The sequence below is a fragment of the Nonomuraea typhae genome (genome assembly GCF_009760925.1).
Taxonomy (GTDB): domain Bacteria; phylum Actinomycetota; class Actinomycetes; order Streptosporangiales; family Streptosporangiaceae; genus Nonomuraea; species Nonomuraea typhae.
Genome location: NZ_VRLV01000002.1, coordinates 839,722 through 855,979, shown reverse-complemented (window position 1 = coordinate 855,979; position 16,258 = coordinate 839,722). Strand labels below are relative to the sequence as shown.

The 16,258-nt window shown below is 72.8% G+C and carries 17 protein-coding genes; 5 read left to right on the top strand and 12 right to left on the bottom strand.

Annotated features, from left to right (window positions below):
• Window positions 1–7: 7 nt before the first annotated feature.
• The 10 genes from FVE25_RS10445 to FVE25_RS10400 are packed head-to-tail and all read right to left on the bottom strand — an operon-like array spanning window position 8 to window position 9,287.
• On the bottom strand, window positions 8–2,446 hold the full coding sequence (locus tag FVE25_RS10445; RefSeq protein WP_157246200.1) for an RNA polymerase sigma factor: 2,439 nt from the start codon (window positions 2,444–2,446) through the stop codon (window positions 8–10).
• Between the two features lie 35 nt (window positions 2,447–2,481).
• Window positions 2,482–3,459 (bottom strand): porphobilinogen synthase, encoded by a 978-nt coding sequence (gene hemB, locus FVE25_RS10440; protein ID WP_157246199.1) that lies wholly within the window; start codon window positions 3,457–3,459, stop codon window positions 2,482–2,484.
• Window positions 3,456–4,247 (bottom strand): aspartate/glutamate racemase family protein, encoded by a 792-nt coding sequence (locus FVE25_RS10435; RefSeq protein ID WP_157246198.1) that lies wholly within the window; start codon window positions 4,245–4,247, stop codon window positions 3,456–3,458. The genes hemB and FVE25_RS10435 overlap by 4 nt, the downstream gene beginning before the upstream one ends.
• 1 nt (window position 4,248) lies before the next feature.
• Window positions 4,249–5,394, bottom strand: a complete 1,146-nt coding sequence (locus FVE25_RS10430) for an FAD-dependent oxidoreductase (RefSeq protein WP_219825416.1) — start codon at window positions 5,392–5,394, stop codon at window positions 4,249–4,251.
• Window positions 5,391–6,107: a maleate cis-trans isomerase family protein gene (locus FVE25_RS10425; protein WP_219825415.1), complete on the bottom strand. Its 717-nt coding sequence runs from the start codon at window positions 6,105–6,107 to the stop codon at window positions 5,391–5,393. The genes FVE25_RS10430 and FVE25_RS10425 overlap by 4 nt, the downstream gene beginning before the upstream one ends.
• Window positions 6,104–6,430, bottom strand: a complete 327-nt coding sequence (locus tag FVE25_RS10420; protein ID WP_157246197.1) for a hypothetical protein — start codon at window positions 6,428–6,430, stop codon at window positions 6,104–6,106. The genes FVE25_RS10425 and FVE25_RS10420 overlap by 4 nt, the downstream gene beginning before the upstream one ends.
• On the bottom strand, window positions 6,430–6,633 hold the full coding sequence (locus FVE25_RS10415; RefSeq protein ID WP_157246196.1) for a hypothetical protein: 204 nt from the start codon (window positions 6,631–6,633) through the stop codon (window positions 6,430–6,432). The genes FVE25_RS10420 and FVE25_RS10415 overlap by 1 nt, the downstream gene beginning before the upstream one ends.
• Window positions 6,630–6,857: a hypothetical protein gene (locus FVE25_RS10410; protein WP_157246195.1), complete on the bottom strand. Its 228-nt coding sequence runs from the start codon at window positions 6,855–6,857 to the stop codon at window positions 6,630–6,632. The genes FVE25_RS10415 and FVE25_RS10410 overlap by 4 nt, the downstream gene beginning before the upstream one ends.
• A 19-nt stretch (window positions 6,858–6,876) precedes the next feature.
• Entirely contained in the window at window positions 6,877–8,568 is a 1,692-nt protein-coding gene (locus FVE25_RS10405; protein WP_157246194.1) for an MFS transporter, read from the bottom strand.
• On the bottom strand, window positions 8,565–9,287 hold the full coding sequence (locus FVE25_RS10400) for a hypothetical protein (RefSeq protein WP_181019523.1): 723 nt from the start codon (window positions 9,285–9,287) through the stop codon (window positions 8,565–8,567). Before FVE25_RS10400 ends, FVE25_RS10405 begins: the two co-directional genes overlap by 4 nt.
• A gap of 163 nt (window positions 9,288–9,450) precedes the next feature.
• Between FVE25_RS10400 and FVE25_RS10395 the strand changes: the two genes are divergently transcribed.
• Together FVE25_RS10395 and FVE25_RS10390 are read left to right on the top strand one after the other, a co-directional pair.
• The gene (locus FVE25_RS10395) at window positions 9,451–10,689 is read left to right on the top strand and encodes a helix-turn-helix domain-containing protein (RefSeq protein ID WP_181019522.1); all 1,239 of its coding nucleotides are present in this window, start codon (window positions 9,451–9,453) and stop codon (window positions 10,687–10,689) included.
• 268 nt (window positions 10,690–10,957) lie between these two features.
• Window positions 10,958–11,788: an SAM-dependent methyltransferase gene (locus tag FVE25_RS10390; protein WP_157246191.1), complete on the top strand. Its 831-nt coding sequence runs from the start codon at window positions 10,958–10,960 to the stop codon at window positions 11,786–11,788.
• 38 nt (window positions 11,789–11,826) lie between these two features.
• Here FVE25_RS10390 and FVE25_RS10385 read toward each other — a convergent pair whose 3' ends face one another.
• The gene (locus tag FVE25_RS10385; RefSeq protein WP_246266885.1) at window positions 11,827–12,645 is read right to left on the bottom strand and encodes a DUF4253 domain-containing protein; all 819 of its coding nucleotides are present in this window, start codon (window positions 12,643–12,645) and stop codon (window positions 11,827–11,829) included.
• 117 nt (window positions 12,646–12,762) lie between these two features.
• On the opposite strand from FVE25_RS10385, the gene FVE25_RS10380 reads away from it, so the two are divergent.
• The 3 genes from FVE25_RS10380 to FVE25_RS10370 are packed head-to-tail and all read left to right on the top strand — an operon-like array spanning window position 12,763 to window position 15,443.
• The gene (locus tag FVE25_RS10380; protein ID WP_157246190.1) at window positions 12,763–14,250 is read left to right on the top strand and encodes a carboxylesterase/lipase family protein; all 1,488 of its coding nucleotides are present in this window, start codon (window positions 12,763–12,765) and stop codon (window positions 14,248–14,250) included.
• A 9-nt stretch (window positions 14,251–14,259) separates the two neighbouring features.
• On the top strand, window positions 14,260–14,868 hold the full coding sequence (locus tag FVE25_RS10375; protein ID WP_157246189.1) for a response regulator transcription factor: 609 nt from the start codon (window positions 14,260–14,262) through the stop codon (window positions 14,866–14,868).
• Window positions 14,868–15,443, top strand: a complete 576-nt coding sequence (locus tag FVE25_RS10370) for an HAD family hydrolase (protein ID WP_157246188.1) — start codon at window positions 14,868–14,870, stop codon at window positions 15,441–15,443. Before FVE25_RS10375 ends, FVE25_RS10370 begins: the two co-directional genes overlap by 1 nt.
• On the opposite strand, the gene FVE25_RS10365 is transcribed toward FVE25_RS10370, so the two are convergent.
• On the bottom strand, window positions 15,433–16,188 hold the full coding sequence (locus tag FVE25_RS10365) for a TenA family protein (RefSeq protein ID WP_157246187.1): 756 nt from the start codon (window positions 16,186–16,188) through the stop codon (window positions 15,433–15,435). The two genes, FVE25_RS10370 and FVE25_RS10365, sit on opposite strands and share 11 nt — an antisense overlap.
• Between the last annotated feature and the right edge of the window lie 70 nt (window positions 16,189–16,258).

Below are 16,258 nucleotides of genomic sequence, written 5' to 3'. Positions count from 1 at the left end.
CGATCCCTTAGCCGTTGGCGCTGAGCGGGCTGCAGTTGCTCCAGTAGCCGCCGCCCTTCATGTCGGGCACGAACGTGCCCTTGTCCTTGCTCACCGTCCACGACACGCTCAAGGTCAGCGTGCCGCCGCCGGTGGTGGTGCCCTCGGTGGTGGTGCCGTCGCCGGTCTTCGTGCCGGACCAGGAGACGGTGACCGTGCCGGACTCGCCGGTCGGCGGCCCCGGGCAGCCGGGACGGCTTTCCGGCGCCTCGACCGTGTAGGTGGTGCCGGCGACGCTGATGCCGGGGCTGCCGGAGGCGGAGGTGACCTGGCAGGTGCCGTCGCAGTCGAGCGCGAGCGAACCCGACCGGCCCGAGCCCAGCGACGCCGACGCCGACGACAACCGCGCGGTGGGCGCCGGCGGTTTGGGCAGCGCCTGCTTGGCCAGCGGCTGCGTGGTCTTCATCTGCTTCTCGGAATCCCTCTCCGGCTGCCGGGTCGGCTCCTTGACCGGCTCGCGCGTGGTGGGCCGGCCGGTCGGCTCGCGGGGTCCGTCGTCGTCCTCGGCCTTGGTGGTGGGCTTCCTCGTGGAGGAGGGCTGCGGGCCGGAGTCGGTCGTGACCCGGGAGGTGACCGGGCGCTTCGTCGGCGGCGGGGTCCTGACCGGCTGCCCCTCCTCGGGCGCCGGCTCGCGCTGGGCCTCCTCCGGCGGCACCTCGACCTCCGAATCGCCGACCGGCTGGTCGGTCAAGGTGATCACCGGATGCGGCTGGGGGACCGCGGCCTCGTTGACCGACACCGGCCGGGGCCGTGAGTGGATCCCCGACCAGGCCAGCCCCGCCACCAGCACCCCCGCGCCGACCAGCAGGGTGACCCTGGCCACCGAGCGGACCGTGATGCGCGCCTCGGGATCGGCCTCGTCCGGGCGGTCCTCCCAGAACTCCTCCCACTTGCCGCCCCGCTGCTCCCAGGCCCGGAACTCGTCCTCGGCCAGCGGCACCTCCGAGGCGGGCAGCTCGTAGGAGGCGCCGTCGAAGGGCTCGCCATAGGGCTTGATCGCGGAGCCGGGCACGTCGTACGCCCCGGCCGCGGCGTCCGGCCCGGACTCGCGCGGACCGGACGGCCCCGCCTCGCTCTCGGGGATCCCGTACGGCCGGTCAGCCGTCGCCGGGATCCCGTACGGCCTGGCCGTCGCGTCCTGGGCGTCACCGGCCGGGCCGGTCCCGATGTGGGTCGCGTAAGGGTGGGCCCTGCCGGGCGACGTGGGGCGTTCGCGCCTGCCGCCGAACGCCGCCGGCGGCCCGATGGAAGGATCGGTGTCCTCGATGTCCGGGTTCGACCCACGAGAGATGTCCTGGTTAGACCCGCGAGGGATTTCCGGGCCCGTCCCATGAGAGGGGCCGGAGTCGCGATCCGCGCCCAGGGCGATCAACGCGTCCAGGTATCCGGAGACCGCCGCGTCCTTGTCCGGAGGGTCGGGCTCGACGTCGAAAGGGGTGGGCGCCGACAGGAGGATCCGGCCGGAGGCAGCCGCGCCCGCCCCCGGCCAGACCCGGGCCCCGGTCGCCGTCGTGGGGTCGGCGACCGGGGTGCTTGGGCGTTGGGCGGCGTGCGCCGCCCGGGTGGAGGTCTGGCGAGAGTGCGGCCGGGCGTGGATGCCAGGCGAGGGTCGAGGGTCCTGAGCTGATTGTGCAACGGGGTCGGGGGTCGCCGCCAGAGCCGCACCGTCAGCAAGTCGTGCCGGGGGAACGTCGTCCAGGTCGTGCGTCTGCACGGGGAAGCCGTCGGCCCGCCAGGCGACCGCGTCGCCGGGCAGCGGGGCGGCGAGCGGCAGCAGTCCGGCCAGCGGCCGGCGTGGCGTGGCGATCGGCAGGCGGGTCAGCAAGGTGGCCGCGGGTAAGCCCCTGGCCACGGCAAGACAGGACGGGCAGCCGTACAGGTGCCGCCCGAGCCGGGCACGGGTGCTGCGGCTGGGGGAGGCGGCCCACTCCGCCACCCACGCAGCCAGCTGGACGCAACCGTCGGCGGCCCTGGCCGCGGTCACCGCGCCCAGCCAGGTCTCCAGCCGCCACGCCGCCTCCCGCACGGTGGCGTCGATCAAGGACACGGACACGTCGAAGAGCAGGGCCAGCTCGGTGTGCGGCAGGCCGTGCCGTACCGAAAGGTCGAGGAGCTCCCGGTGCGGTGCGTCCAGGGCGATCAGCGCCTCCGGCAGCAGGCCGGATTGGCCCGGCCGGGCCCACGAGCCGATGCTGGCGGGCCGGGCCGCCGACAGCGTCGCGCGATGTGCGCGGGCCAGCGCGTACAACCAGGGCCGCAGCGCCGCCGGGTCGGCCACGCCCGCCGCGCGGGCCGACGCCGTCAGCAGGGTGCCCGCGGCGGCCAGCTCGGCGTCGGACTCGCCCAGCTCGGTTCTGCAGTAGTCGTACAGGTGTGGCCCGTATTGCTCACACAGTTCGCGGGACACAGTCGCTCCTCCGGAGGGGGTGAGGGGGACCAGGGCTAGCGGTGCAGTCTTTGGGCGACCTCGGTGGCCCAGTAGGTGAGGACGATCCGGGCGCCGGCCCGCCGGATCGACGTGAGGCTCTCCTCGATGGCCCGTTCTCGTTGCAGCCAGCCGTTCGCGGCCGCGGCCTCGATCGCCGCGTACTCGCCCGACACCTGATAGGCCGCGACCGGCACGTGGACCGCGTCGGCCACCCGGCGCACCACGTCCAGGTAGAGCCCGGCCGGTTTGACCATGACCAGGTCGGCGCCCTCCTCGACGTCGAGCCCGACCTCGCGCAGCGCCTCGCACAGGTTGGCCGGATTCTGCTGGTGGGTGGATCGGGTGCCGACCAGCGACGACTCCACCGCGCTCCGGAAGGGCCCGTAGAAGGCGGAGTCGTACTTGGCGGCGTAGGCGAGGATGGGCACGCGCTCGAACCCGGCGGCGTCCAACCCGGCGCGGATGGCGGCGACCTGGCCGTCCATCATGCCGCTGGGCGCCACCATGGTCGCGCCGGCCGTCGCCTGCGCGACCGCGACCTCGGCGTAGGCGCGCACGGTGGCGTCGTTGTCGACGTCGCCGTCCGGCCCGAGCAGGCCGACGTGGCCGTGGTCGGTGTACTCGTCCAGGTTGATGTCGCCGATCACCACGGTGGCCTCGCCGACCTCGGCCGCGACGTCGGCGAGGGCGAGCTGGGCGATGCCCTCCTCGTCCCAGGCGCCGCGCCCGTCCGGGTGCTTGGCGCAGGGCACCCCGAAGATCATGATCCCGCCCACGCCGGCCTGCGCCGCCGCGGCGGCGGCCTTGCGCAGGCTCTCGCGCGTGTGCTGGACCTGGCCCGGCATCGACGGGATGGGCCGGGGCTCCTCGATGCCCTCGCGCACGAACAACGGCTGCACCAGGTCCGCCGGGTGCAGCCTCGTCTCGGCGACGAGGGAGCGCAACGCGGCCGTACGGCGCAGCCGCCGCGGCCGATCGACGGGGAAGCTCATAGCCGCCCCCCGAGGACCCGCTCCGCGTGCTCCAGCACGACCTCCGGAGGACGCCGGTACCAGTAGCCGGTCTCGGCGCGTGCGGTGATGCCCAGGTCCCGCAGACGGACCAGGTGCTCGGCGGTCTTGACGGCCAGGCCGCCCGGGTCGATCACCGGCAGCCCGTGCAGGTCGCGGATGCCGAGATGGACCAGGATCTCGTTCGGGATGCCCTCGGCGGGCACGAGCCACTGGGCGCCCCGGTAGGCGGCCCGGCGCGCGGCCGCCGTGTAGGCGCGGACGAACGGGTCGAAGTCACCGGACAGCGCCCGGCTCACCACGGCCGCGCCCTCGTCGATCAGCTCGTAGGCCGACAGGGTGGCGCCGGCGGCCTGGATGTTGTCGGTGATCGGCTCGGCCAGGTGCGGGATGAACCCGATCAGGCCCAGCCGGTGGCGTTCCTGGCGGGCGGCCTGCCAGGTGGCGTCGCCGTACCCGACGACGGGGATGGTCGCGCGCACGCGGGCGGAGGTCAGGCCGGGGTCCTGGCCGGCGCCGGTGATCCAGGCGGCGCAGCCGTCGCGTTCCGCGGCGGCGGCGGTGCGGGCGAAGTATTCGCCGAACAACAACCCGATGGGGCCGAAGCCGACCAGTTCCTCGGGCAGCTCGGTGGCGTAGGTCTGGGGCGGCAACGTGTGGATCTCGACGGTGGTGCCGGGGCCGGCCACCTTGCCGAGATGTTCCGCGTACAGCTTGTCGAGCAGCGGCGCACGGCCCTCGACGGCATGCTTCTGGAACCAGATTCGCATCTCAGGTGTGCCTCACGGGAAGCGGGACGGTGTCGAGCATGGATGCCTTGGCCAGGTAGGCACGGGTCGCCTCCCCGTCCGCGGCGATCGCGCGCAGCGCGGCCACGGCGGCGGGCAGCCGGGCGGCACGGGCGTCCTGCACGCCCGCGACCCTGGCCTCGCTGGCCGGGATGACGTGGTCGACCAGTACGGCGCGACGGCGGCGCGCCCAGGTCTCCAGCGCCGCCGGCGGCGCGTGGCCGCCGAACACCTCGGCCAGGGTCCTGCCGAGATCGATCGCGTCGTGGATGCCGGCGTTCATGTTGAGCCCGCCGGCGGTGGAGGTGACGTGCGCGGCGTCACCGGCGAACAGCACCCGGCCGTGGCGGAAGGAGGCGAGCACACCGCGGACCAGGTCGTAGCGGTGTGTGCCGAGCACCTCCAGATCGGCGAGGTTGAGCCCGGCCACCCACTCCGGCGCCGGCGTCCCCGGCCCCAGCCGGAGGACGACGCGCCAGTGGTCGGGCAGGCGCAGCAGGCTGCACGACTGCGCGGGATCGCGGACATACGTGAGCGGCGCCACCCCGGGCAGCAGCTCCTCCAGCGGCGAGCCGGTGAAGATCCGCAACGCCCTGGTGGGGTAGCCGGCCTGCGGAAAGGGCACGCCCAGCGCCGCTCTGACACTGCTGTGCGCCCCGTCGGCCGCGACCAGGTAACGCGCCCGCTCCCAGCGGTCGCCGGACCGGACCCGTACGGCGGTGCCCGTCATGGCCACGTCCTCGACCGGAGCCCCGAACCGGACCTCGGCCCCCGGATGCGCCCGGAGTTCGTCCAGCAGCAGCGGCGTGAGCACCGTCTGCTCGGCGTGCAGGCGGAACGGGTGCCGGGTCATCCCGGCCAGGCCGGACATCGACATCTCCGCCAGGATCGCGCCGGCCAGATCACGCCACTGCACCCGGTCCACGACCGTGCCGCGGGCGATCAGCTCGTCCGCGAGGTCCAGCTCCTCCAGCAGGTCGAGGGTGGCCGGATGGATCGTGGAGGCGCGCGAGCGCGTGCTGAGCGCGTACTCCCGCTCCATCACGAGCACGCGCACGCCGGCCCTCGCCAGCGTGAGCGCCGCCGTCAGTCCCACCGGCCCGGCGCCGGCCACGATGACCCCGTTCACGTCGGCACCCGCTCACCGTCGCGCGGCTTCCTGCGGCCGAGCGTGACGGGCTGGCCCGCGCTGGTCAGCGCCCACCACGCGCCGCACAGGTTCGAGGTCAGCACGACCCGCTCGTCGCCCTCGGCCAGCTTGCCGATCGCGCGCAGCGTGGGCATGCCGGTGCCGGTCAGCAGCAGCACCGCCCCGGGCGCCACGCGCGCCGCCTCGACCTGGCCGACGAGCTCCTCCGTGGTCACGTCGTACGGGGCGAACTCGTCGCCCGCCTTCACCGGAACCACCCGGGTCACCCGGATCCCGGCCGCCGCCCAGAAACGCTCGGCCAGATCGGTCAGCCACGGCTGGTACGGCGAGACCAGCGTGATCTCCTTGGTGCCCAGATGCTCCAGCGCCGCGCGCGTGGCCTCGGTGGCCGAGGCGATCGGGAACCCGGACTCCGTGCTCAGCGCGTCGCAGCGCTTGCGGTCCTCCTCCGGGCCCAGCAGGTAGCGCGCGCCGCTGCAGGCCATGACCAGCGCGTCCAGCGGCAGGCCGCCGAACGAGCGGATCATGTCGGGCAGCGCCTCGTTGTAGGAATCCAGGCGCTCGGCCAGCGGCCGGCCGGGCCGTACGGGGAAGCGGGTGACGTGCAGGTCCGCCTGGGCGCCCAGCAGGCGCGCGAACTCCGGCTCCACGGCCGGGTTCGCCGGCGGCACGACGACACCCACTCTGGTCACGATCTGCCTCCCGAGGGGTCGAGTGAGAACAGCACGCGCAGCGCGTCGGCGAGGCGCGCGTCACGGGCGACGCGTCTGCCGAGGTCGCCGCCGAAGAAGGCGTCCACGACCCGCTGGACGGCGCGGCCCACCTCGTCGTGCGAGCGGGCGTCCAGTTCGGGCACGCGGGTGGCCAGCCGGCGCAGCTCCGCGTCGCACACCAGCGCGGCGCGGTCGCGCAGGGCCATCAGGACCGCGGAGCTGCCCCGCGCCGGAGCGGGGGTGGCCCGCGCGGGAGCGGGGGTGGGGGCCGGACGCGGCGACAGCAGCGTCGGTGCGCTCATCAGCAGCCCGACCATGAGGCAGCAAGCATCGCCGCCTCCCTGCGCGCCTTGGCATCCTGCGGGGGGTCGGCCGTCACCTCGACGCGCACGTCGCCGAGCACCTCGCGGGCCGCTCCGCCGATCTTGTCGGCCAGCTCGTCACGCTGCTCCCGGGTGCAGCCGGGCTTCACGGTGACGGTCAGCCGCTGCTCGTCGCGCTTCACGAGGCCCGCTCCAATGCCTGGTCGATGACGGAAATGGCGGTGTCGGACACCTGGCGGATGTGGCGCAGCCGGTGCACGGTGCGGGCGCTGGCCGCCGGCATCGACGGCATCCCGGCCGTGGGCGTGTCGTCCGGGCTCAGGTACGGCTCCGGCTCGAGGCCGGGTTGCTCGGGGCTCAGGTAGGGGTGGTGGTACGGCCGGCGGGGTTCTTCGTCGTGCGACATGAGGAGCTCCTACGAGGGTTCAGCGCTGGTCAGCGGGTTGCCGCTGTCCGGGCACGGGCGACCAGCCGGCCCGTATCCCGGACGGATCGTGGATGCCGAACCTGGCCAGTTCCTCCTCGGCCTCCGCGCGGACCTGGACGAAGCTGGCACGTAGTTCGGCGAGCAGGTGGCGGAGCATCGCCACCTCCTCTTCGAGGGCGAGCACACCGGGCATGGGCGCCCGGCCGGCCCCGCGGGCGGCGCGGATGAGCGCGGCCGTGCCGATCACCGCCGTGGCCCCAAGACAGGCGGTGAAGACCGAGGCGAACCCGGGTGTGGGCCCGCGCAGGAACGGATGTTCGATGAGCACGGAGGCGGCGGCGACCCCGATGGCGCCGCCGAGCATCCGGGCGGTGTTGATCGCGCCGACGGCCGAGGCGTACTGGGTGGGGTCGGCGGCGATCGTGCCGGCGGTGAACGTGCCGGTGGACAGGAGCCCGAATCCGGTCCCCAGCAGGACCGCGCCCAGCAGGCTCCAGGCGGTGGGCGTCGGCTGGGCCAGCAGCAGCGCGCATCCGCCGCCGAGGATCAGCGCCCCGAGGTAGATCACGCCGTTGAGGCTGAGGCGGCGGCTGACCAGCGTGGCCATCGGGCTGGCCACGATCATCGCGATGGAGATGGGCGTCAGCCACCAGCCGATCTGCGCCGGGTCGAAGCCGCTTTCCCGCAGGTAGAGCGGGCCGGTGGCGAGCACGATGAACGACATGGCGCCGTAGAGGAAGGAGGCGGCGCCGCCCCACAGGAACCCGGGCCGCCGCCACAGCGACATGTCGACGGCCCCGGCCGGATGCCGCCACGAGGTGGCCAGCGCCGCGCACAGCAGCACGACGGCCGCTCCGGCGCAGGTGAGCGTCTGAACCGAGGTCCAGCCCCACACGTCGCCGCGCGAGATGGCGATCACCGCGGTGGCGATCGCCCCCACGAGGGCGAAGGCGCCCACGATGTCCGGGACGCGGCGTCCGGTGCCGAGCGAGCGGGGCAGGGCGGGGGTGAGGCAGAGCAGTGCGGCCGCCAGGATGGCCCCCGGCAGGTACAACCCGCGCCAGCCGTACGCCTCCATCAGCCAGCCGCCCCCGCCCTGCAGGGCGAGCGCGCCGATACCCGACGACGCGCCCCACAGCGCGACCGCCCCGGCACGGCGCGAGGGTGGGAGCTCACCGAGCAGCAGTCCCAGCGACGCGGGGAACATCATCGCGGCGCCGAGTCCCTCCGCGAGCCGTCCGGCGAGCAGGATGGGCCAGGTGGGCGCCATGATCACCGCGGTCGCGCCCAGGCCGTAGAGCAGCAGGCCGAGGGCGAGCACGCTGCGCCGGCCGAACAGGTCGGCGAAGCGTCCCGCCGTGGCCAGCAGCGCGGCGACCGCGGCGAAGTTGCCGGTGCTCACCCACGTGATCTCCGCGAGGGGCAGCCCGGTCGTCATCGGGTCGGCACTCAGCAGCGGTACGGCCAGCGTCGTCGCCGTGCTGTCCGCCATGATCGCCACGACGGAGCCGGAGGCGACCAGCCGCAGCAGCACGAACCTGCTGCGCGCCCGATGGCGGTGCGGGCGTAACCGCTTGGTGATCTTCTTCTGGGGAGCCGGCTTTCCGGCCTGTTTCTTGGCGGCTTTCTGGACCGCCTTCTTGGCCTCGGGCGGGATGGTGGCGTGCTCGCGGATCGGCGCCAGGGTCATCGAGTGCTCCCCGTCAGGGGACGGTTCGGGATGGTCGCAGCGACCAGGCGCTCGGTGCCCACCAGCCGGGGCAGGGCGTGCGCGGCCTGGAACCCTGCGGGGAGACCGGCCAGGGTGTGGATGGTGCGCAGGGCCACGTTGAGGTGCGCGGCGCAGCGCCGGCGGACGCGCGCCTCCAGCCCGGCGACCCGGGCCAGCTTGTGCCGGACGTTCTCGATCTCGCTGGTGCGCTCGAGGTCGTCGAGTAAGGCCAGCCGGGCCGGCCAGCGCAGGTCGTGCGCGACGAGGGTGAGCGTGTCGGCGGCGACCTCGACCGGGTCGGTGGCGGGCCGGCCCAGCAACTGGGCGGCGGTCCTGAGCGCGAGGGAGGCGGTGCGCTCGTGGTCGGCGAGCCGGTTGACGAGCGCGGCCGACAGGACGCGGGCGCGGTGGTCGAGATGGCTGCCGCTCCAGCCGAGCACGAGCAGGCGCTCCGGCCCGGTCTCGGTGTGCCAGCCGCCGAGGTTGATCTCGCGGGCCATCCTGTGGTGGAGGACCCACAGCCGGTCCTCGGGGACGGTTTCCGGTTCCGCCCACACCTGAACACCGCCGAGCGGCAGGTCAGCGGTATGGATCAGGGCGTCGGGACCGGCGGTGCGAGCGCAGATCCGCTGGATGGCGAGCGACAGCGTTCCCTGTCCTGTCTGGTCTCTGACGAACCATGAGCTGCCCTGGATCACGACCCGGCCGCCTCTCGCTGTTAAGTGCCAGTTATCGGATGCCGCTTTGATAGTGCTCAGTCGTGTTCTAGCGTGTCAACTGTCACTTTCATCATGGGAAGATTACGCAGGTCAGCGAGCCTTCCTTTACGCTGTGAAAAGTCCGCTTCCGACGGGAGGTGTGGTGGCCAATTTCGCCGAGCGTCTCGATCACGCGCTCAGCAAGCGCGGATACACGGGTGCGCAGGTGGCCGCCGCCTTGACCACGGCCGGCATCCCGATCACCCGCGCCTACGTCAGCCAGCTGCGCACCGGTAAACAGACCAACCCGACGCTTCAGGTGCTCCAGGCCCTGGCCAGTTACCTTCAGGTGAGTGTTGGCTGGCTTCTGGGTGAGGACTATCTCGAGTCCGGGGCCATGCAGGATCTCCAGCTGCGTGCCGCGGCCATAGGCGCCTCCGCCTCCGGCCTGTCGGAGGGCTCGCTCGACCTCCTGCGGGACGTCGTCGACCTGGCCCGCCGCGCCGAGGGGCTGCCCGCCCGCGCCGCGGTCACCGACCTGCCCGACGCCACCAGGCTCAGCGACGAGGCGCGTGGCGTCCTGGCCGAACGGCTGCGCGGACTGCGGGTCTCGGCCCGGATGTCACCGGCCGACGTCGAGTTCGCGCTGGGGCGCGGCGTGGCCGCGGTCTCGGCCATCGAGGAGGGCAAGCTGACCCCGGCTCCGGCCACGGTCGCCCGCCTGCTCACCTTGTACGGCGTGACCTCGGCGCACCTGCGCGAGCACCTGATGACGCTGGCCAGGGGCGAGCGGGAGCCCTCCTGGTACGACGCCGCCGACGTCTCGCCGCCGGCCGCCACCGCCTACGCGCTGGAGGAGCGGGCCTCGGTCATCCGCACCTACCAGAGCCAGGTCGTGCCCCCGCTGCTGCAGACCGAGGCGTACGCCCGCGCGGCGATCCAGGTGGCGGGCCTGGCCACGCCGGGCCTCACCTCGGTGGACGAGGCGGTCAGGGTCCTGATGACCCGCCAGGCGCTGCTGACCAGGCCCGACGCGCCGGTCTTCTGGACCGTGGTGGACGAGAGCGCGCTGCTGCGCGCGATCGCCGGCCCCGACGTGCAGCTGGCCCAGCTCGACCTGCTCATCCAGCACGCCAAGCGGCCCAACGTCTCGCTGCACATCGCGCCGCTGGAGGATCCGGCCTATCTGCCGCGCACCGGGCCGTTCACGCTGTGGCGCTTCGCCGAGCCGTACGAGCCGGATCTGGCGTGCGCGCACGGGATCGAGTCCGACGAGCTGATCGCCGACACCGCCTCGATCGAGGTTTTCCATCAGGCGTTCGCCAAGCTATCGGTGATCACCACGACCCGCGACGAAACTCTTGATCTTCTTCATGTCCACCGGAAGCGGCTCGATCCATGATCTTTAACGGCATTTCGGGCATCGGCGGCCCGGGGCCTTGTCCACTGCGGGGGAACGCTAAACAGGCCTGACGGGTATGGGTCATCGCGAGCGTCCTGCCTGGTCTTTTGCGCGGCGGGCGCGAGCGGTGAAACAAAACCAACTATTTCTTGGAAGAGCTATTGCCGAGGGCCGTGATTATGGATCATATTGACTTCGGTCACCGCGTGGGGTCAGGTGCCAACTTTCCCGTGATTGTTATGTGGCGAGGGGAAAGGGCCCACACCCAATGCGTCAACGCGCCATCCGAAACCTGGCCAATCTCGTAACCGAGACTGCCACGCCGACCAGAGTCCTGGACGCCGCCGCCGGCGGGAAGAACAATTTCCTCGTCGACCGCGACGCTCTCCGCCGCTATGACAGCGCGGCCGCCGTCACCGCCACCGCCGCCAGGGAAGTCCACGGTTTCCTGACGCGCGTCGTCCGCCACCTCTCGGACGAGCTGATCGACCAGCTTCTGGTGATCGGCAGTGGTGTGCCCAGCGGCCTGCCAGCCGGCCGTCAGCTCCACGACGTCGCCCGCACCCACCCGCTCACCGCTGGCACGCGCGTCGTCTACGCCGAGTCGGACCCGATGATCCTGGCCAACGCGCGCGCCACCATCGAGCCGATCAGCGACCTCGTGCGCGTCGTCGAGGGCGACGTGCGGGAGATCGACGCCCTGCTCGCCGACCGGGTCGTGACCACGTTCATCGACTGGGACCGCCCGGTGGGCATCCTGGTCGTCTCCGGTCACAGCATCCTGGACGACGAGGAGTTCAGGTACGTGTTCAAACGCCTCGGCCTGGCCGCCGCGTCAGGCAGCCACCTGGCCGTCCTCCAGGCCACGCTCGACGGCATCCCCACGGAGCTGCTGCCCACCGTCTACGACCTGATCGCGATGACCATGCCCGGCTACGCCACCCGCGCCCGCGACCGGCTGGCCGCCGTCCTGGACGGCCTCGACCTGCTGGATCCCGGCCTGGTGTGGGTGTCGCAGTGGCGGCCGGAGGAACCCGGCGGCAGCGCGATCCCGCCTGAATCGTCCGGCAACTACGGAGCGGTCGCTCTGGTGCGCTGATGAGACTGAGCCGGGGTGTGGCGACGGAGCCGTGCCCCTCAGTCCCACCAGAACGACCAGGTGTGCGCGCCCACCAGCTGCTCGGCGTAGCCGAAGAGGTCACCGGGGCCCTGGACGACGTTGTCGGGGCAGAAGGCCCAGTGCTCGGCCGCCACGTGCAGCGCGTGCTCCAGGTCGGCGGGCGGCGCGGCCACGCTGACGTCGAGGGTGTTGAAGCCGAGGCTGACCACCCGCGCTCCGAACCGGTCCTCCCAGCTGCGCACGACCGCGGCCAGGGGAACCATCCATTCGTTGTGGTGCAGCGCGCCCTGCCAGCCCATGACGGCCAGCGTGTCGGCGCCGCGATCGACGGCGGCCAGCCCCAGCGGCATGCCGCGGGCGGCGAGCTGGCCGGCGTACCAGTCGGCGACCGCGCCCGGCTCGGCCACCAGCGCGCCCGGCGGGGCCAGACCGGGACAGAGCGCGCCGAAGGGCTCCAGCTCGGCCAGCGCTTCGGGGGGAACCTGCGCGACCCACTCCTGCCACACCTCGGCCATGAAACCCTCGGCGGTGAAGTGCTCGATCTGGGTGGCGTCGTCGGGCACGACCTGACCGGACGCCCACGGCTGGGCCGATTCGTCGAGAAGGACCGGCCATAACCCGCTGCGCGCGTGCTCGGCGCGGAAGGCGGCCCACTCCCGGCCGGTGACGGGCTCGTCGCTCATCCAGAACGCCGGCCGGACGGCCTGCTGGGTGAATCCCGGATCGGGCCAGATCAGCTCGCCTCCGGGCATGGCGAGAGCGAGCCTGCGCCCCATGCCGCCGTCGGCGAACAGCTCGCGCAGCTCCTGCGGCAGCCTCAGATCGTTCACGCCCATCGGGGGAGATGGTAGTGCCGAATGGTGACATCGCTTCGAGGGGCGGGACATTTGTCCTGGGCGAACCTGGATCGACGTTCCTTCCGGGCGCCGGGTGCCGCCCGGCACCGTTGACGCATGAAGATTCTGCTCGCGGCAGCCGTACTGCTGACCGGAAGCGTGGACGCGGGGGCGCCTGTCGTCACGACGGACGCCGGCGCCGTCCGGGGGAAGGTGTCAGGAGATGTCCGGATCTTTTCTGGGATCCGGTATGCCACCGCCGGACGCTGGGAGGCCCCGAAGCCCGCCGCCCCCTGGAAGGGCGTCAAGGACGCCACCAAACCCGGCAGCCCCTGCCCGCAGGTCGGCGCCGACTACGCCAACGTCACCAGTGAGAACGAGGACTGCCTGTTCCTCAACGTCACCACCCCGGCCCGGCCCGGGACCAAACGCCCCGTCATGGTGTGGATCCACGGCGACGGCGCGGTCGGCGCCGGCCACTTCTCCGACCCGCGCAGACTGGCCCGCGAGGGCGGCGCGGTCGTGGTCACGATCAACTACCGGCTCGGGGTGTTCGGCGGCTTCGGCTACCCCGGCCTGCGCAACTCCGGCACGTTCGGCCTTCAGGACCAGCAGGAGGCGCTGCGCTGGGTCAGGCGCAACGCGGCGGCCTTCGGCGGCGACCCGGGCAACGTGACGGTGTTCGGCGTCTCCTACGGCGCCTCGGCCATCGGCGGCCACCTCACCTCGCCGGGCGCCAAGGGCCTGTTCCACAAGGCCGCGCTGCAGAGCGGGGAGGCCATGATGGACATGCCCGCCGGCAGCATACTGCCCGGTCTGCCGGCCGCGCCGTACCTGCTGTGGCGCAGCACGGCCGAGGTCGAGGAGACCGGCAAGGCGTTCGCCGCCCAGCTCGGCTGCGCCGACCTCGACTGCCTGAGGAAGCTGCCGGTCAAGAAGATCCTGGCCGTCCCGCAGATCATGAACGCCTTCCAGGGCCTCGCCTACGGCAACGAGGTGCTGCCCGAGGTGCCGGCCAAGGCGATCGCGGCGGGCCGCTTCCACCCGGTGCCGGTCCTGGCCGGGGCCACCAAGGACGAGCACCGGCTCTTCGCCGCCATGCGCGGGAAAATCTCCTATCCGGACGCGCTCAAGGAGACGTTCGGGGAGCGCGCGGGGGCGGTGGCGAAGGAGTACCCGCTCGAGAGGTACGGTCACCCGGCCGTTGCCTGGAGCGCGGTCATGACCGACCGCCTGTGGGCCGTCGCCACCCACGCCCAGAACACCGCGCTGGCCAGGCGCGCGCCCGTCTACGGCTACGAGTTCGCCGACCGGGACGCGCCCATGTTCCTGCCCGTCCCGGCAGACTTCGACCTGGGCGCCTACCATGCGGGCGACCTGCCGTACCTCTTCCCCGGCAAGAAGGAGAAGCTGAGCCCGGCCCAGTGGAAGCTGTCCGGCCAGATGGTCGCCTACTGGACGAACTTCGCCCGCACCGGCGACCCCAACGGCACGGGCCTGCCCGCCTGGCCCAGGCTCGGCAAGGGCGGCACCCTCTCGCTGGAGCCCGGCAAGATCCGGCCGATCGACTACGCCGCCGAGCACCGGCTGGACTTCTGGAACTAACGTGGCCCCATGACCGTGCGCGTGCTGATCGCCGAGGACCAGGGCATGATGCGCGACGCCCTCGCGCTGCTGCTCGGCCTGGAGGACGACCTGGAGATCGTCGCCCAGGTCGCCTCGGGGGAGGAGATCGTCCCGGCGGCCAGGGAGCACGCGCCGGACGTGGCGCTGCTGGACATCGAACTGCCCGGCCGCAGCGGCCTGGAGGCGCTGCCCGAGCTGCGTGCGGCGCTGCCCGGCTGCGCGGTGCTGGTGCTGACCACCTTCGCCCGGCCCGGGTACCTGCGCCGGGCGATGGAGGCGGGGGCGGCCGGGTTCCTGGTCAAGGACGGGCCCGTGGAGGAGCTGGCCGCGGCGATCCGGCGGGCGGTGGCGGGGGAGCGGGTGGTCGATCCCACGCTGGCCGCCGCCGCGCTGACCGCCGGGCCCAGCCCGCTGACCGGGCGTGAACGCGACGTGCTCGCCGCCGCGCTCGACGGCTCCACGATCGCCGACGTGGCGGCCCGGCTGCACCTGTCGGAGTCGACCGTGCGCAACCACCTGTCGTCGGCGATCGGCAAGACGCACACCCGCAACCGGATCGAGGCAGCCCGGCTGGCACGGCACAATGGGTGGCTGTGATGAGCTTTGACGCGGTACTCAGTGATCTCGATGGAGTCATCCGGATCTTCGATGACAAGGTCCAGGACGAGATCGAGGCCCGCTACGGCCTGCCCATGCGGAAGACCGCGTTCCGGCCCGACCTCATCATGCCCGCCACGCTCGGCCGGATCACCGAGCGGCAGTGGATCGAGGCGCTCACGGCCGAGCTCGGCGGCGACGAGCGGGCCAGGCAGGCGGCGCGGGAGTTCGGCGAGGTGCCGTTCCGGGTGGACGAGGAGGTCAGGGCCATCCTGGCCAAGCTCCAGGAGACCGTGCCGCTGATCATCGTCACCAACGCCATGGACACCCTCGACGAGCACCTCGACCGCCTCGGCCTCACCTACTTCGCCGACGCCGTGGTCAGCAGCGCCAAGGTCGGCGTCGCCAAGCCCGACCGGCGCATCTACGAGATCGGCGCCGAACTGGCCGGGGTGGCGCCCGAGCGCTGCGTGTTCATCGACGACCGCCTGGAGAACGTCGAGGGCGCCCGGGCGCTCGGCATGACCGGCATCCACTACCGGGCCGTCGCCGACCTCGCGCCCCTCATCGGCTAGCCACGTCCGCGTCGGCCACGTCCGCGTCGGCCACGTCCGCGTCGGCCACGTCCGCGTCGGCCACGTCCGCGTCGGCCATGTCTGTGACGGCCATGTCTGTGACGGCCATGTCCGCGTCGGCCATGTCGAAGAAGCGTCGTTCCAGCGCGACCGCGCGCCGGAACGTCGCCAGCACCTGAGCCGCGCGCTCCTCCGGCAGGGCGGGCCCGAGGCGGTCCAGTTCGCCGCGCAGGAAGTCCACCCACGCCCGGAACTCCGGCCCCTCGTGCAGGTCGATCCACTCCCGGTGCACGAACGTCGCCGGCAGCGGCTCCTCCGCCCGCTCCGCCCAGCTCAGGTAGCTCCACTCGGCCACGCACAGCACCGCCACGATCAGCGGGTAGTCCTGCGCGGCGCGCACCTCGTCCATGAGCGCCCGGAACTCCGCCGTGACCGGCTCGGGCGCCGCCTCGGTGCTGCCGCCGAGCGCGGCCAGCGCGCGATGGAAATACGTCTTCTCCTCGGCCGTGGCCACCTGCCCGAGGAACTGCCCGTACGGCACGCGGGCGGCGAAGGTGTCCGCACTGGCCACGGCCGCCCCGAGCAGCGCGGTGAAGGAGTCGACGAACAGGAAGTCCTGCTCCAGGTAGTGCCGCATGTCGGCGTCGCCGGTCGTGATGGCGGCGGCGAACGGGTGCCCGGCCACCGCCTCCCACTCGTCCGCGCACTGGGCGCGCAGCCACGCGCTGAAGGATTCCTCGCTCATGCGGGCGACTCTAGCCATGACGGCACTCCCCGCCGCGGCCGGGCCGTACCGGTCGGGCGGGGAGGCGTGG